The organism is Wolbachia endosymbiont of Listronotus oregonensis (genome assembly GCF_031205055.1).
Lineage (GTDB): Bacteria > Pseudomonadota > Alphaproteobacteria > Rickettsiales > Anaplasmataceae > Wolbachia.
Genome location: NZ_CP102118.1, coordinates 1,054,863 through 1,071,466, shown reverse-complemented (window position 1 = coordinate 1,071,466; position 16,604 = coordinate 1,054,863). Strand labels below are relative to the sequence as shown.

At 34.9% G+C, this 16,604-nt stretch carries 14 protein-coding genes and 5 pseudogenes; 18 read left to right on the top strand and 1 reads right to left on the bottom strand.

All coding sequences use genetic code 11. The features are described from left to right. Positions 1 to 26: 26 nt before the first annotated feature. The 4 genes and pseudogenes from NMD99_RS05400 to NMD99_RS05385 all read left to right on the top strand — a co-directional run bounded on the left by NMD99_RS05400 (position 27) and on the right by NMD99_RS05385 (position 2,447). Positions 27 to 834 (top strand): annotated as a pseudogene (locus tag NMD99_RS05400) (ATP-binding protein). A 21-nt stretch (positions 835 to 855) separates the two neighbouring features. After that, entirely contained in the window at positions 856 to 1,662 is an 807-nt protein-coding gene (locus tag NMD99_RS05395) for an AAA family ATPase (protein ID WP_309165773.1), read from the top strand. Between the two features lie 31 nt (positions 1,663 to 1,693). Further along, positions 1,694 to 2,194, top strand: a complete 501-nt coding sequence (locus NMD99_RS05390; protein ID WP_309165771.1) for a hypothetical protein — start codon at positions 1,694 to 1,696, stop codon at positions 2,192 to 2,194. A gap of 103 nt (positions 2,195 to 2,297) precedes the next feature. Beyond that, positions 2,298 to 2,447: a hypothetical protein gene (locus tag NMD99_RS05385; RefSeq protein ID WP_265042263.1), complete on the top strand. Its 150-nt coding sequence runs from the start codon at positions 2,298 to 2,300 to the stop codon at positions 2,445 to 2,447. Positions 2,448 to 3,065: 618 nt separating this feature from the next. Here the strand turns inward: NMD99_RS05385 and NMD99_RS05380 are convergent. Further along, positions 3,066 to 3,884, bottom strand: coding sequence for a hypothetical protein (locus tag NMD99_RS05380; protein WP_309165768.1), 819 nt, complete (start codon positions 3,882 to 3,884; stop codon positions 3,066 to 3,068). A gap of 188 nt (positions 3,885 to 4,072) precedes the next feature. Here NMD99_RS05380 and NMD99_RS05375 point away from each other — a divergent pair, with 188 nt between their 5' ends. From NMD99_RS05375 to NMD99_RS05310, 14 genes and pseudogenes are all read left to right on the top strand, one after another. Then, positions 4,073 to 4,756 (top strand): hypothetical protein, encoded by a 684-nt coding sequence (locus NMD99_RS05375; RefSeq protein ID WP_309165767.1) that lies wholly within the window; start codon positions 4,073 to 4,075, stop codon positions 4,754 to 4,756. A 6-nt stretch (positions 4,757 to 4,762) separates the two neighbouring features. Next, complete coding sequence (locus NMD99_RS05370; RefSeq protein WP_309165765.1) at positions 4,763 to 6,694, top strand: DUF4815 domain-containing protein; 1,932 nt, start codon at positions 4,763 to 4,765, stop codon at positions 6,692 to 6,694. A gap of 7 nt (positions 6,695 to 6,701) precedes the next feature. After that, complete coding sequence (locus NMD99_RS05365) at positions 6,702 to 7,892, top strand: hypothetical protein (RefSeq protein WP_309165763.1); 1,191 nt, start codon at positions 6,702 to 6,704, stop codon at positions 7,890 to 7,892. Continuing rightward, positions 7,892 to 8,085: pseudogene (locus NMD99_RS05360) on the top strand (hypothetical protein). Before NMD99_RS05365 ends, NMD99_RS05360 begins: the two are co-directional and overlap by 1 nt. Continuing rightward, positions 8,082 to 9,512 carry a hypothetical protein gene (locus NMD99_RS05355; protein WP_309165762.1) on the top strand — a complete coding sequence of 477 codons (1,431 nt, stop codon included), beginning with the start codon at positions 8,082 to 8,084 and terminating at the stop codon, positions 9,510 to 9,512. Before NMD99_RS05360 ends, NMD99_RS05355 begins: the two are co-directional and overlap by 4 nt. A gap of 5 nt (positions 9,513 to 9,517) precedes the next feature. After that, positions 9,518 to 10,076: pseudogene (locus tag NMD99_RS05350) on the top strand (hypothetical protein). Next, a pseudogene (locus NMD99_RS05345) lies at positions 10,069 to 11,254 on the top strand (phage tail sheath subtilisin-like domain-containing protein). The pseudogenes NMD99_RS05350 and NMD99_RS05345 overlap by 8 nt, the downstream one beginning before the upstream one ends. Before the next feature lie 22 nt (positions 11,255 to 11,276). Then, positions 11,277 to 11,770 (top strand): annotated as a pseudogene (locus NMD99_RS05340) (phage major tail tube protein). A 46-nt stretch (positions 11,771 to 11,816) separates the two neighbouring features. Then, the gene (locus NMD99_RS05335) at positions 11,817 to 12,074 is read left to right on the top strand and encodes a phage tail assembly protein (RefSeq protein WP_264376465.1); all 258 of its coding nucleotides are present in this window, start codon (positions 11,817 to 11,819) and stop codon (positions 12,072 to 12,074) included. A gap of 109 nt (positions 12,075 to 12,183) precedes the next feature. Next, positions 12,184 to 14,481 (top strand): phage tail tape measure protein, encoded by a 2,298-nt coding sequence (locus NMD99_RS05330; RefSeq protein WP_309165758.1) that lies wholly within the window; start codon positions 12,184 to 12,186, stop codon positions 14,479 to 14,481. Between the two features lie 29 nt (positions 14,482 to 14,510). Continuing rightward, the gene (locus NMD99_RS05325) at positions 14,511 to 14,858 is read left to right on the top strand and encodes a phage tail protein (protein ID WP_309166947.1); all 348 of its coding nucleotides are present in this window, start codon (positions 14,511 to 14,513) and stop codon (positions 14,856 to 14,858) included. Beyond that, positions 14,855 to 15,064, top strand: coding sequence for a tail protein X (locus NMD99_RS05320; RefSeq protein ID WP_064085527.1), 210 nt, complete (start codon positions 14,855 to 14,857; stop codon positions 15,062 to 15,064). The genes NMD99_RS05325 and NMD99_RS05320 overlap by 4 nt, the downstream gene beginning before the upstream one ends. Next, the gene (locus NMD99_RS05315) at positions 15,065 to 16,015 is read left to right on the top strand and encodes a contractile injection system protein, VgrG/Pvc8 family (RefSeq protein WP_309165756.1); all 951 of its coding nucleotides are present in this window, start codon (positions 15,065 to 15,067) and stop codon (positions 16,013 to 16,015) included. Between the two features lie 33 nt (positions 16,016 to 16,048). Continuing rightward, positions 16,049 to 16,579 carry an ankyrin repeat domain-containing protein gene (locus NMD99_RS05310; protein ID WP_230609188.1) on the top strand — a complete coding sequence of 177 codons (531 nt, stop codon included), beginning with the start codon at positions 16,049 to 16,051 and terminating at the stop codon, positions 16,577 to 16,579. The last annotated feature ends 25 nt before the right edge of the window (positions 16,580 to 16,604 follow it).

Here is a 16,604-nt window from a genome sequence, read left to right as displayed (position 1 = left end):
ATATATGAGTGCATATAGGTAAAAACATGAAAATAATAAACAGCGAAGAAAGAGCAAAAATGGTCACAGGTGTGAAGATAGTAATCTTTGGCCCTTATGGAATTGGTAAAACTAGCTACTCAAAACTCTCGATGAATCAACAACACTTTGCCTTGATTTTGAAGCAGGACTTCTAGCTGTACAAGACTGGAAAGGAGATTCAACTGAGATTCGCACTTGGAATGAGGCCAGAGACATTGCTTGTCTTATTGGTGGTCCTAATCCTGCATTAAGGTCTGATCAAGCGTATAGTCAAAAACACTATGAACATGTATCTGGAAAGTATAAAGATCTTCTTTCTAAGTTTCTAAATACCGATGCATCTTTGTGGATAGTATAACCGTTGCCTCACGTTTATGTCTATTATGGGCAAGAATGCAACCGGAAGCTTTTTCAGATAGATCAGGAAAAGAAGATAAAAGAGCTGCTTATGGGTTACTTGCTCAAGAAATGATGGCTTGGCTCAATCAGTTTCAACATATCAGAGACAAAGACATTATCATAGTTGGCACATTAGGTCAATATCTTGATGACTGCAATCGTTCAACATGGCTGCCTCAATGTGAAGGAGCTAAAACTGCTAGTGAAATTCCTGGGATAGTTGATGAAGTAATCAGTATGGTTGGAATCAAGAAAGATGATGGAACGGAGAAACGTTCATTTGTCTGTCAGACTATTAATACTTGGGGATATCCAGCTAAAGACCGCAGTGGCTGCCTGAATATGGTTGAAGAACCGCATCTGGGTAAATTACTTGCGAAAATTAAAGCCAAAACCTTGGCTTCTATTATTTAATTAAAAATTGGAGAAATTATTATGGAACAAAGCTTTTTCAATATCGGTCAAAAAATTCCTTTTTTCAGCGTAAAGGAGTATTTAAGTGATCAAACGCCAATACCAGAAGATATAATCTCACCAAGGATTCTGACAAAAAGAGGTCTATTAGTACTGGGTGGCCCTCCTAAAATTGGCAAAAGCGATTTTCTAATTTCATGGCTCGTCCACATGGCTGCTGGTAGATCATTTCTTGGTATGACACCAAATAGACCTTTGAAAATCTTCTACATGCAAACTGAAATTGAATATGAATATATGAAAGAACGGTTGCAACAACTTCAACTGGATAACGAACTTTTGAATGTAGCTGCCAATAACTTAATTATCACGCCAAGAGTGCAATTATCATTTAGTAGTGAAGAAATAGATGAAATTAAAAATGTTGTCAAAGAGCGTTTCAAACCTGATATTATTGCGATTGATCCTCTTCGTAACATTTTTAACTCAAGTGAATATGGCAATGAAAACGACAATAGCGCTATGCTATTCTTTTTGCAAAAAACACTTGAAAGACTGAGAAATGTTATTAACCCAGATTCGGGCATAATACTAACCCACCATACAAAAAAACTATCCAAAAAAATGTTAGAAGAAGATCCATTTCAGGGTTTAAGCGGTGCTGGATCTTTAAGAGGATTCTACAGTACAGGCATGGTAATGTTTGCTCATGATGAAGAAAGCAGTGTACGCCAGGTAGTATTTGAGCTTCGTAATGGTGAACGTGTGCCAAACAAACTTGTTGATAAGATAAATGGTCATTGGAAGATTGTAGACCAATGGAGTTGATTCTTTTTTTACTTAATTTATAGGAGACAATATGTTATCAGATTTTTTAACTGATTTTAATAATGCGAAACTGCAAAGCAGTTTAATACCGAAAGGTACAATAGTCAAGGTAAAAATAGCAATAAAGCCTGGAGGTTATGAGAATTGGTTCACGAAAAGCTACACTACTGGTAGCATCTATTTAAACGCTGAATTTACGGTCACTGAAGGTCCATATACAAAACGTAAGATTTATCAAGTAATTGGTATTAAAAGTGGCAAAGCAAGCGTTGAAGGAGAAGATACTTGGGGAGAAATGGGTCGTTCTATGCTTAGAAGTATTTTAGAGTCAGCACGGAACATTCATTCAAATGACACTTCAGAAAAAGCAGTTATTGCTAGAAAAGTCAACTCTATAGCTGATTTTAATGGGTTAGAGTTTACTGCAAAAGTTGGTATTGAGGCTGATCGATATGGAGAGAAAAACAAGATTGCTACGGTTATTACTCAAGAGCAACATCAAAATACTGAGCGTGATTGGATACCTTTCTAAAGCTGCTGTGTTTATTTGAAACAATTTTTATAGATGAATAAATCCCAAAAAACACTATTGATTTAAAGAATGTCTGTCTTATTTATCGCCTGGTATTAGTGATATGAATGCTGAACAACAGGTTTCTAAAGATAAAAACGGGGATATAGCTGAATTTTTGAGTTCAATTATAAGTGACATAAACCTTGTTAAATTACTAAACATAAAGGAACCATACGCTGGAAGAGAGAATATGATACTGTTTTACAGTTAATTAATGAGGAAGGGACGCTTTTTTACTAAAACCCAATTTTGCTATTTTTTTGAATGGTCTTAAGAGTCATCATTCTATTCTTAGATATATTAATGCCTTAGTTACTGAAGGTTATATAAAATTTCGTGAAAAACAAGAAATAACAGACGCGTTAAAGTTATGTTACCATTAGACTGTTTTTAGCAATAGGGCTAGCTAGCACTTAAGTTAATGGTAGATGGATTAAGCCGTGCTTTTGACAAAGGTAATCCATACGTATTCCTAAAAAAACTTAAAATCTTCACGTTCTTTTTTATCAAGTACATTCTGAGTAGTTAATTGCTATATAGCTTGAGTCCTGTACTCGAAAGGATAAAGTAACCTTTTTGTTTTTAAATATCACCTTCACATATTGAATAAGGGAAACCTCATGTAACACACTACCAACTGAAGGTTCTAATATGTTCAACCACTTTTCAACTTCATTTGTATTTAATGTAATAAGGTCTGTGGTTTAGCTAAAGTAAGTTTAAGTTCACATATGCTAATATCATTAAGTCCTGTTTTTGGTATACATGAACATAGGAAGGTACTACTTGTGCCACTGTGTTTTGGCTATGTAAACTGACAAAAGAGCATTCAAGAGCAAAATAAAGGCTGACATCTATTTGCTATTTTTAAACCGTGTTTAATATTTTTAGTGGATAAATGTACTTGATTAGCATTAGAAGAAAAATCAAAAATGATCCAATCAGGCTTATAACCATGTATTACTTTATTTAAACTTATCACAAAATCTTTATCTTTACTAGCACGTCGTATAAATAAGTAAATACTATTTTGGTAGTAAAAGAGTTCTTGAAACTGACTTTCAAAACTATCATTTTCTGAGAGATCATGCTGTTTTAATATTTCCTGTATTGTACTTTCTGATAAAAAATTCTTAAATGAAGTGGACTTTTGTCTTGGAGGATTTTTTAATACGAAAGGTAAAAACCCTTTTTTCTGTACTTGATTAAAGCAGAAAATTTGTTTTAGTAAGTTACGATTAGTTATAAAGAGAGTGAACAACAAGGACTTTTTGTCATATTTGTTATTTTGTAGCAGAAATGACTTCAGAAGATCTTGGCCTAATACAGACTGTGCTACTTCAGCTATAGTTGTTTCTGATTTTGCACGACTAAAACGATTGACTAAATAATAATCAAACAGAGATTCAGAAATTTTAATAAGCATCTTGCGTTTTTGCTGAGTTGAAATATCATCGCATTTTTCGTGGTCTTTAAATAATTGCCTATTTTGCTTATTCTGAAAATAATGGTTAAAGATCACACTTAATTGTCTACCAGAAAGAGAATCAAGCCAACTTTCACGTAAACTTGGATTTTGAAAGTCCTTAAGCAAAAAGGATACTGGCATTTCTAAACTACTTTCCCAAAATTCTCTATTAGTTATCATATATCTAAAAGTAAGTATATTATGTCTAAAGTAGATTAAAGATTAGTCAATAAAAACTTATTATGAAAAAAAGAATTGCAAAAAAAAGTGAACACATTTCTGAAAAAAGTTGAACTTATATATATAAGGGGGCTTGAGTTAACAATTGGTATTTGAAGCAATTGCTTTGCTATGAAATAAGGTAATTAATGTCAATACTCACACAATCAGGTCGAGCAGCAATAGCCGCAAGTATAAAAGAGCAATCTCTACATCTTGCTTGGGGAAGTGGTGATGGAAGCTCTGGAAGTAGCCATAAAGTAGAAAAAACTTTCGTTAAGGGTGAAATAAAACTTGATCATCAACCTATTAAAGATGTGAAGGTTGTTACAGGACAAACAATGCATCAGCCAAGTGTTGACTATACAGTTGATAGCAGTACTGGTGTAATTAAACGTACGGAAAATAGCTCCATTGCGGCAGGTAGTACAGTTACCATAGAGTATACTGAAAGCACACCACCGGAGCCTATTACTTCTCAAAAACTACTCAATGAACTTGGCAGACGTACTGCGGATGAAGTGCTTTTCTGCACAGGTGATGAAAACGGCGAACTTGTAACTCCTTCTGGAAGGTTTAGGCCCTCAAATGTACCAACCAATAACTTGTACCTTAAATTTACTTTCGATTTCACGGACGCAGCAAATCAAGTAATCAGAGAGCTAGGAGTTATGGTTGGTACTAAAATAAAAGAAGGATTACCTGAAGGACAGAGATATTTTGAACCTCAAGATATAGAAGACCCAGGGATCTTATTAGTTTTAGAACATACCGTACCACTTATCAGAACATCTGCAACTCGGGAAACTTTTTCATTTGTTGTAACTTTTTGAAACAAAATGACCTTAAATAGTTATTATAATCGCTTTAATCCTGACAAAGAATACGAAAAAAGCTTGTTTCTAGCAGGAAGAGGTCTACAGTCAGCAGAATTAAACGAGACGCAAGAATATGCTCTCTCTAAGCTTAAAGGCATAGGCGATGCAATATTTCGTGATGGCGATGTTATAACAGGAAGCAATTGTATTATAGATAGAGAAACTGGTAAAGTTACACTTGAGTCAGGAAAAATCTATCTTCGTGGAGCGGTGAGAAAAGTAGAGGCAAAAGAGTTTGTTATTCCACTGAGTACCACAGTTCGTATAGGTATTTATTACCTAGAATCTACCATTACAGAACTTGAGGACGAAAATCTTCGTGATCCTGCTGTTGGTACAAGAAACTATCAGGAAGTAGGAGCTGCAAGGCTTAAAGTTTCCACCATTTGGGGATACCAAGTAGAAAGTGTTACTGTTAACTCTACAAATGGCGAATTTTACCCAATTTACAATATTGAAAATGGAGTATTGATAGAACATTCACCGCCACCACAAGCAAATATAGTAACTACTGCGCTTGCTCGTTATGACAAAGAGGCAAATGGTTCCTACGTTGTAAATGGTCTAGAAGTAATGTGTTTGCAGAGAGAAGAGGGAGACGAAAAGGGAAAAAAAATATTTGTGATTAATGAGGGCAAAGCTCATGTTGATGGTTATGAAATTGAGTTACCTCATAGTATTCGTGTTTCTTTTGATCAAGATCCGAATATAAAATCAGTTGAATCAGAACCACATACTTTTCAGCCAAATAGCCAAAGAGTAATGGAACTTAAAGTTAATGATTTTCCAATAAGTGAAATTAAAAAAGTAGATATAACTGTTCAGAAAACCACTACTGTTACTCATGGTTCATACTCAGGAGCTGTTGATCCGATACCTGATTCTGCAGTACTTGAGATTATTCAAGTTAAACAAGGCAATGTTATTTATGAAAATAGTACAGACTATAAGTTAAATGCAGGAAACGTTGATTGGTCATTACCAGGTAAAGAGCCAGCTCCTGGAAGTAGTTATCAAATAACTTACCGCTGTCGCACTCATATAAGTCCTGAAGATATAAATGAAGAGGGATGTAAAGTAAGGGGAGCAGTTGATAACAGCTTGGTTCTGATTGATTACACCTGGAAGATGCCCCGCTATGATTTAATTACTATCGATAGCAAAGGGGTGGTAAGAAGAATAAAAGGAATTTCTCACCCTTGGCGACCATCAATGCCTAGAGCTCCTAGTGGACAACTTTTACTCTGCTACATTCATCAGACGTGGAAAAAAGGCGAAGGGGTAAAAATAGTGAATAATGCTATTCATGCTGTACCGATGAATGAACTTGAAGCAATGAAAAAAGGAATAAATGATCTTTATGCGCTGGTTGCACAGGAACGTCTACGCAGTGATGCAAATTCAAGAGAACCTACCACCAAAAAAGGAGTATTTGTTGACCCATTCTTTGATGATGATATGCGTGATCAAGGAATTTCGCAGTCTGCAGCAATAGTAAATAAGGAACTAATTTTACCAATAGATGTAACGATTGCTGATATTGATGGAGGAGAAAAAACTTATTTGTTGCCGTATAAACTTGAACCGGTACTGGAGCAGCTTTTACAGACTAAAGGAGAAAAGATTAATCCATATCAAGCTTTTGACCCAGTACCGGTTCAAATTACTCTAAATAAAAACATTGATCACTGGACGGAGGTTACCACGAATTGGAAAAGTCCAATAACCAGGGTATTTAATGTTAAAGAAACAACAGAATTGCTGTCAAGTACTTCATACGAAGCTGAATTTATGAGAGAAGCAGTACAAGATTTTGAAATTGAAGGTTTTGAGCTAGGTGAAAAGCTTAAGGAAATAAAATTTGATGGCATCAGTATTCAACCCATAGCATAGAAGGCAAATGGAAAAAAGAGCTAACAACCAGGGAAAATTAAAGGGAAAAATAAAAATCCCAGCAAATATTCCAGCAGGTACTAAATTAGTACAGTTTTACGGTGATAAAGGCAGTTATGGAGAAGCAACTTATACTGGTAAAAAAACTATTACCATAGAAGAAAGAAGAAGAGTTATTACAGCAAGAAGAATTGATCCTTTAGCCCAGACATTTACACTAAATGAAAGCAGACACATAGGAGGTGTAGAGATATGGTTCACAAATAGCGGCAAAAAACGTGTTGTTGTGCAGATTAGAGCAACAGCAGTGGGAATGCCCTCGCAGACTGTCATTGCTGAAAGCTATATTGAGCCAAAAGATATAAAGATAGATGGCACAGCAACACGTATCACTTGGTCACCAGTGTTTTGCCATGCAGGAGAGGAGTATGCAATAGTTTTGCTAACCGATGATGCAGATACAGCAGTAAAAATAGCAGAGCTTGGCAAATATGATGTAGTAAATAGCCGTTGGGTAACAAGCCAGCCATATCAAGTAGGAGTATTACTATCATCAAGTAATGCAAGTACCTGGACTCCGCATCAAAATTTAGATTTAACGTTTCGACTACTAGCTGCAAAATTTAGTGAAAATTCTTATGTTATTGATCTTGGGAAAGTTACTGTAAACAACGTATCAGATTTAATAGTTTTAACAAATGTTGAAAAAGTAGCATTTGATACCAATGTAGAATTTATCTTAACAGATGAAGAGGGAAAAGAAAACTTTCTGTCTGATAATTTACCACTCGCACTGCGTGAAAGATTATCTGGAGAGCTAACGGTAAAAGCAAGCCTAAAAGGAGGGCGAGAAAAAAGTCCTGTTCTCTATCCTGGGTTACAGCTAGTTCTAGGTAATCTTTCAGAGTCCGGAGATTATGTAACGAGAAGCATTACAGCAGGAGCTAACACCAAGATCACCATAACATATGATGCGCTAATACCTGGCACTGCAGATGTTAAAGCATATGTGGAACAAAGCGTCAAAGGATGGCAATTAGTAAATTTAACATCAGGAAAACCAATTGGAGAAAATTGGGTAGAGAGAACTCATGTGCTGACAAACTTTAATGGCAATGAGACTAGGGTAAAATTAGTTTTAAGTGGAACAGTTGTTTATCGCCCTAAGGTAAAAAATCTCAGAGTGATTGTCACATAATGACTGTTGACCAAACCAAACGAGGATATCCACTGCCTCATCCAGAAAATATTGCAGTTAAGATGTGGTACGTATTCGAAGAGCTATAGAAAAAATAGATGAAGATATTACCGAAAGAGAAGATGAGCATAATCAACTAAAAAATAATTTTAAACGATTTAGATTTGAAACTTTTTTGAATTTTTGGGAATGAAAGAAGCAATAGAAGTGTTACGTCAAAGGATAAAGGATTTAGCAGTAAGTAGCACAGCTGATCAACTGGCATATCTTGCAAAATCACTGGAATTGATAGCAGATAAAAAAGCTATTTCTGATATTGTGCAAATGGCTAAAATAAAAGAAATAATTGATGCACTACAAAAAAGACTTAAGGATTTAGTAGCAAACAGTACTCCAGATCAATTAGCATATCTTGCTAAAGCATTGGAATCAATAATCGACAAAAGTGCGGTTTCTGAAATTGTGCAGATGACAGATGGTAAGCTAAAAGAACTTCTTGATAGTGCAAAAAAACACTTAACTGATCTGGATAATAAAAAAGCTAGTTCTTTAGCAGTGATCTCTGAATCAGAGAAGCAGTTATTAAAGAGAATTGATGAAAAAAGGACAACAAATTTATCGCTACTTGATACGAGAAAGAATGCCAGTATTGCAGCAATAAATAGCATTAGTAATAGTCATAAAGATGGTCTTAAAGGTTTAGTAGAAGATTTTCGTGCTGTTAATAATGTACCATCTGGCTCATCAATTATAGGAGAAATAGAAACTCGAATTGAAAACATCTCTAATGAGGTAAAAACTCGGGATGAACAGTTAAAAGCGTCTCTTATAAATGAAATAAGAAAGCGCAACATGGTTGAATCAGGGTCATTACCTTTCTTATTTGGTGTACTTGGAAGAAAAAATAATTACTTTGGCCACGGAACTTTTACAACAGAGCTTGGAAAGTGGAGTAGTGATATAACAAAAACCGACTATATGTTGCAATTACTAGCAGGTAGCCATACATACGATACAGATTACGTTAGTTTTTATCGGCCAAGACAACTAAGTTTTATAGAGGGAAGTAAAGGAACATTTATTTACGGAGAGTTATGCACAAAAAGTTTTTCGGGTAGTTATGATGAGATATACTATTACCCATATGCTGCACTTGGAGTAGTATTTATAAAAAATACAACGAATGTGAACATAAATAAAACAATAGAATTTGTTGGATCATCGTACTCTAGTACGGAGTATGGGGGTGCAGGACTATTTGTGGGAACACCAGATAATACCAATTCTAATAAATCAAGAATTTCAAGAATAATATGGAAAAATGTTTACCAATACACGAGTTCTGATAGCAAATTAGCTGGATCTGGTAATGTGGAGATTCCAGCAGGAAAAACAGTTGCAATATTACTTTACACATCATCTTACCTGTATTCCAGAACACAAGTTAGTCAAGGTATGCTTGCATCAAATTATGTACACAACTATGGTCAATTTATTCAGTGGGGGATTTATAACATACGTAGCAATGTTCTAACTACAGGACTTGAAGTGGATGTGGAGAGAACGCTAAAAGCTTGGCAATGTCCAGGATTATCTAACACGTATGAGATTTGGAGGTAAAAACAATGTCTATCTACATTAGATTTGAAAATGATAAACAAGTAGAAACAACAACACTTGAAAGCAAGCCAACTGAAAATGATTGGTATGAAGCACCAGAAGATTTTGATTGGCAAAAAAGCTATTGTTTAACAGAAGGAGGAAAAATTGCTCAGCGTACTAAAGAAGATATACAAAAGGAGTTACTGGATAATGCGAAGCTTTATGCATTTGATAGTATGCGTTTCTATTATGATAATCATACTCACCAATATGCAGGTCATTCTCACCAAAAAGCTAAATCTTATGAGATTCAAGCGGAAGCCGCAAAAAGCATTCTAGCAGCACCAGAATCTATAGATGAAAAGGATAAAGAAATTATAGAACCTTAGCAAAAGTCCGTGGTATTACGGTTATTGAAATGGCAAGAATAATTGAGGAAAAAGTGAAAAAAGCAGTAAAAGCAATAATTAAATGTGAAGAGCTTGAAGATTTAGCCAAAAGAAAGTTGAAGAAGCCAAAAGTGAAAATGAGCTACAGACTTTGCTAGATGATTTCAGGAAAAAAATACAAAGAAATGGCTGAAGAATTTTTACATGGCGTAAATGTTATTGAGGTAACCTCAGGAGCAAAGACAGTACGTACAGCTAAATCATCAGTGATAGGTGTAATTGGTACTGCACCTGAAGCAGATGAGCAAAAATTTCCGCTAAATAAACCAGTGTTAGTTGCAGGAAGCTTAAAGGAAGCAGCAAAGCTCGGAAAGAGTGGCAGTTTACCTTCTGCAATAAATGGAATATTTTCCCAGATTGGTGCAACAGTAGTAGTTATTCGAGTTAAAGAAAGTGAAAACAGCGATCCAAAGCTCAAAGAAAGTGAAACTATTCAAAGTATAATCGGTGGAGTTGATAAAGAGACTGGAGAATATCAAGGGATAGAGGCATTCCTCAGTAGTGAAAGTATAGTTCATGTTGCTCCAAGAATATTAATTGCACCTCAGTTTACTCATCAGTTACCTGAAATAGATGGAGTAAATCCAGTAGTGAGTGCTTTAATTTCCATAGCAGAAAAATTAAGAGCAATTATTGTTGCAGGGACCAAATACTAATGATGAAGAAGCAATAAATGGAGAAAAAGTGTAGGCAGCTCAAGAGTTTACGTAGTTGACCCATGGATTAAGTTATTTATTGAAGGAAAAGAAAAAATCTTGCCATCGAGTCCATTTGTAGCTGGTTTAATAGCTAAAATAGACAGCGAACAAGGCTTCTGGCATTCACCTTCAAATAAAGAGATAAATGGTATTGTTGGGGAAAAAGCAGGCCTATTGATTTTACGCTCGGTAATACAAATTGTAGAGCAAACCATTTAAATGAAAATGAAGTAACAACGGTAATTCATCAAAATGGCTATAGGCTTTGGGGCAATAGAACATGTTCAAATGACTCGAAATGGGCTTTTCTATCAGTGAGGCGCACTGCAGATTTAATCAATGATAGTCTACTTCGAGCTCATTTATGGGCAGTTGATCGCAATATCACCAAAACTTATATAGATGATGTGATTGAGAGGGGAATTCTTATTTGGCCAATTTAAAAGTACAAGGAGCGATTATTAGCGGAAAATGTTATGCAACTCCAGAGCTCAATACACCAACAAATATTGCAAGCGGGAAAGTATATTTTGATTTCGAATTTACACCACCATATCCGGCTGAGCAAATAATATTCAGGTCTCATCTTGTAAATAATAGTATAATAAGTTAGGAGAAAGTAAAGTGTTACCAAAATACTGAGAAATTTTAACGTATTTGTTGATGGCCGGGGTTATGCAGGAAAATAGATGAAATAACCTTGCCGAAGCTTACCATAAAAACCGAAGAGTACAGAGCTGGTGGTATGGATATTCCAATAAATATTGATATGGGCATGGAAAAGCTTGAAGCAGATTTCACTTTTTCTGAATACGATACAGAACTCTTTAGGCTATTTGGTCTAATAAATGGGAATTCAGTTTCTTTGACACTCAGAGGTGGAATGCAAGGGAGTGGTAGTAATGATATTGAAGCAGTAATAATCAATTTAAGAGGCATTTTTAAAGAGTTTGATTTTGGTAACTGGAAACCTGCTGAAAAAGCAACGCTGAAGTGTACTGTAGCTGCTCATTACTATAAACTTACTATAGGTGGTAATGAATTAATAGAAATCGATGCTGAAAATATGATTAGAAAGATAAATGGTGTTGATCAAATGGCCTTGCTGCAAACGGTTTTAGGTATTTAGGTTTAGTTTTAAAAAGATTTTAGAATTTTATTTTTTAGGAGAAAGTATGACAACAGTAAAACTTGATAATCCAATAACAGTTGATGGTATTTCTATCTCAGAGCTTACCATTAGACGTCCAAAAGTTAGAGATTATCTAGCTATTGAGAGACTTAATGGTAGTGATCTAAGTAAGGAAGTAACTTTGACTGCCAATTTGACATCAGTTGCAAAAGAAGCGATTGAAGAGTTAGATATTGCTGATTATGTGAAAGTTCAAGAGGTATTAAAGGATTTTTTTTCACCGATTATCCAAAAAACTTGAGATTAGAAATACTAGTGCTTGGCTCTATCATAGGTGGTGGAGTTGAGCACATTCTTGATATGGAGATTAGTGAGTTTATTTTATGGAGCAAATTAGCTAGGAAGTTCAAATGTCAGTATTATCGATAAAAATAGGTGCGGTACTTGATGGCAGTTTTAATACTGTAATAAAGGGAAGTAGTAGTCAACTCTCTAATCTTGGTGAGAATATAAGAAAGCTTGATTCATCTTTAAAGTCAGTATCAAAGTTTAAACAGTTAGGTCATGATGTTTTGACCAGCAGGAGGTCGTGGAAGGGCTTTGAAGATCAAGTAAAATCTTTAGCTAAACAAATGAAAGCGGTGGAGAAACCAAGCAAAACTTTAAAAGCAGAGTTTGACAAGGCCAAAACCTCCGCAACAAAAGCAAAAGAAGCATACTTAAAAAAGAGAGATGCTTTACATTCATTTAATGAAGAAGTAAGAAAAAGTGGAAGAAATATTAAGTCATTAGTAAGTGATCAATATAAACTTGGTTCTTCTATTGAAGTGCTAAAAGGTAAGTATGGTAAGCTTGGGTCTGCAATACGTAGTCACCAAAGTTTTTTAGCAAGTAAAGCACATTTTAAGTCACAAATTATAGAGACTATTGGGCTAGGTCTTTCGCTTGCAGCTCCAGTTAAAGTTGCGATTGATTTTGAATCGGCTATGGCTGATGTTAAGAAGGTAGTAAAGTTTGATAATAAAAAAGATGAAGTAACTAAATTTGCTGAAGGGTTAAAGGAAATGTCAAGAACAATACCATTATCAGCCGCAGAATTAGCACAAATAGCTGCAAGCGGTGGTCAACTTGGTATCAAGAAAGAAGATCTTTTTAAGTTTACAGAAACAGTAGCAAAAATGTCTACAGCATTTGATATGTCTGCAGAGCAAGCAGGTGATTCCATAGCTAAACTTTCTAACGTTTATGGAATTGATGTTAGTGAAATGGAGCATGTTGGTAATGTAATCAACCACTTATCAGATAACACTGCTGCTAAAGCAAAAGATATGGTTGAAGCTCTAGCAATAGTTGGTGGTACTGCAAAGCAGTTTGGATTAAAGTTTGAACAAACAAGCAGCTTAGTAAATGCTTTTATTAGTTTAGGTAAACAACCAGCAAAAGCTGCAACTGCTATAAATGCACTGCTTAGCAAACTTCAAACTGCTGAAGGTCAAGGAAAAGAATTCAAAGCAGCACTAGAAGAAATGGGCATAACCGCGGAAGAAATGGTACAAAGGATCAGTGAAAGCGGAGAAGAAGCACTACTTCACTTTTTTCAAACTCTAAAGAAAATGGATAATCAGGAACGTTCTACAATCCTGATGAAACTTTTCGGTCAGGAATATCAAGATGATATTGCATTATTAGCTGGAAGTTTTAATAAGTATGAGGATGCAATAAAGTTACTGGCTAATACAGAAAAGTACGGAAGCTCTCTGCAAGAAGAATTCAAAAATCGTGCAGACACTACAGCTAATAAATTACAATTACTTAAAAATGCAATAGTTGAAGCTGGCATGAATCTAGGGTCAGTAATGTTACCTACCTTGAATTATGTAGCTGGAAGTTTGAAAACAATAACAGAGCATATAGCTTCTTTTGCAGAAAAATATCCAACTTTAACCACGACGATCATGGGTACTGTAGCAGCTTTGATAAGTTTAAAAATTGCAGCAGTAGGACTAGGATACGGATTTACATTGCTAGGAAGTACGATTTTTGGTCTGAAAGCAAACCTACTTGGAGTATTTTCATTTTTATCAGCTACAGTTTTTCCTGCAGTAGTAACAGGACTAAGAGCAATAACGCTTGCTGTAATGAGTAATCCTATAGGGCTTTTAATTGCTGGACTTGTTACTGGCGCAGCTCTTGTTATCACTAACTGGCAAAAGGTGAAAGACTTTTTCTCTAGCTTTTGGAAATCGATAATAAAACCCATAGAAGAAGCTTTTTCATGGATAGGGGAAAGTGTATTTGGAAAAGTATTAGGGAATAGCCCACTGAAAGAGTTTGAAAAAAGAAAAACTGAAGTAAAAGCAGTACATAGTCCCCTAAAGAGTAATATTCTCAACAGTGGAAATCCTTTGCTAAGTAACAGTATAATTAAAGAATTTTCCAAGAGAAATCAGAATAATTTCAGAATCAAAAGCCTTATTGAGGAGAAAAAGTTTACAGAGAGCGATAATGATAAGATATTTGCAGATTTTGGAAGGAGTAAATTTGAAAATAAAGAACAAAATAAAACTCAGAACATCACTAATAATTACACTATCAGCATTAAAGCAGAGCCAAATCAAGATGTTCGTAGTCTTGCAGATGAAGTAATAAAAAGGATAAGAGAAAAATCACGTGATGTTTTATTTGATACAGTAGAGACGTTTTATTGATCAACTATGTTTTTAAAAATTTTTTATTTGTGTTATCTCTTGGTCCATATAAATTTACTCCGATAAGTTTGAAGTATAGTAAAGAAAATCGTTGGAGTGTAATTGAATGTATCGATAAAATGCCGTCACTACAAAATATTGGTCGAGGAGTGGAAAATGTAGATATAGAAGGAGTTATTTACCTTAATATTCTCAACAGAGTAAATCAATTAAAGAATACGAAAGAAGCTGAAAAACCGCATGTTTTAGTAGATAGTCTAGGTAATATTTTAGGACAATTCGTAATTACTAGGTTAGAAGAAAAGCAGATGTATTTTTTACCTAATGGACTACCAAGAAAAGTTGAATTTAGTTTGAGTTTGAAGAGCTATAGATGACTATATATTACTTAACTAAAGAAGGAGAAATGCTAGATCTGATTTGCTGGAAACATTATGGATTTACCGATGGAATAGTGGAGGAAGTATTGCTTAAAAATCCAGGCCTTGCAGAACATGGAAGTTTTTTACCGGTAGGACTAAAAATTAAATTGCCTGTAACAGAAAAACCTCTACAAAAGTCAAAATTAAAAGTATGGGAATAAATGCAGCCAGATTTTATAATAGATAAATGTGAATCAATTAGAGATAGAGTTATATCATTGCGCCTTACAGATGAATCTGGAACTATAGATGATGTAGTTGAAGTACATGTTGATTATAGGGATGAAAACACAGATGTTCCGAATGAATTAAATATCGCTCTAGGTTACAGAGAAACTGGAGTCTTACCAATGGGCATATATACAGTCAACGAAGTTACAATACAAAGTCCACCTAAGACTCTACTAATCAAAGCTCATGCAACAAATTTAAGACTATCATTAAAGGAGAAAGCATCTAAAGAATGGCATCAAATTACTCTAGGTAGCTTGGTTAAGGAAATAGCAGAAAAGCACGGATATGGGTGCAGAGTTGCAGAAGAATTTGAAAATGTGTTGATTCCACATATTAACCAAACAGAAGAAAGTGATATAAGTTTACTAACAAAAATAGCAATAGAACGCGAGGCAATGGCAAAGTTAGCTGGCGGATACATACTTTTTATTCCAAAAGGCAAAGCAAAGTCGGCAACTGGAAAAGCTTTAGGAACAACAGCTATTAGACCTCAAGACACAATAAATTGGAAGGTTCACTTTACCGTGAGTAGGTACAACTCAGTAATTGCAAAATGGCATAGCTATGAAAAAGGTGAAACTATATTAGAAATAGCTGGTTCTGGTAGTCCAAGTTATACTATACAAACGCTTTACTCTAATGTAGAATCAGCATTAAGTGCAGCAAATGCTAAGTTAAAACAATTAAAGCGAAATAATGCAGTATTGGATGTCACTATGCCTGGTAATCCAGAACTATTTGCAGAGGCAAAACTTAGCTTGTTAGGATTTCATCAAGACATAGATGGTGAATGGGTAATCGACAGAGCAGAACATGTGTTAGATAGTTCAGGTTATCGCACTGTGTTATCAGCATCAACGTTAAAGAAAAATCAGTAAAACAAATGTTTAATATTGAAAAAGGTATTGAATATGAATAGAGACTCAAGAAATAAGCTACATTTTTGGTGGTTTATAGTAACAGTAGTATGTGTTATTATTACTTATTGCTATATGAAAGCAAAAGCTACAGATAATTATAAAACAATATTACAAATTGCATCTGAAAATTGTAACTTAGAGATTGTTAAATTCTCAGTAGAAAATTTGTTAGATACTAGCGTACAGATTAATAAGTTAACAGCATTACATCATGCATCTGATTCTGGGTGTCTAAGAATTGTTGAGTTTTTAGTGAAAGAAAAAGCAAATATAAATGCTACAGGTGGGTATATGGGATGGACAGCTTTGCACCATGCAGCAGATAAGGGACATTTGGAAATCGTTGAGTTTTTACTAAGCAAAGGAGCAAATCCTACAGCTACAGCCCAAGACGGAAGAAGACCTAGAAATATGGCTGTAGTGGAATCGCGACACAATAAAAATAACAAACATTACGATAAAATCATAAAGCTACTTGCTAAAGCAGAGGATCAATACGAATCAACAAAAAGTAATCACTAAAGCTGTAAGTTTTCTATGATCTCTA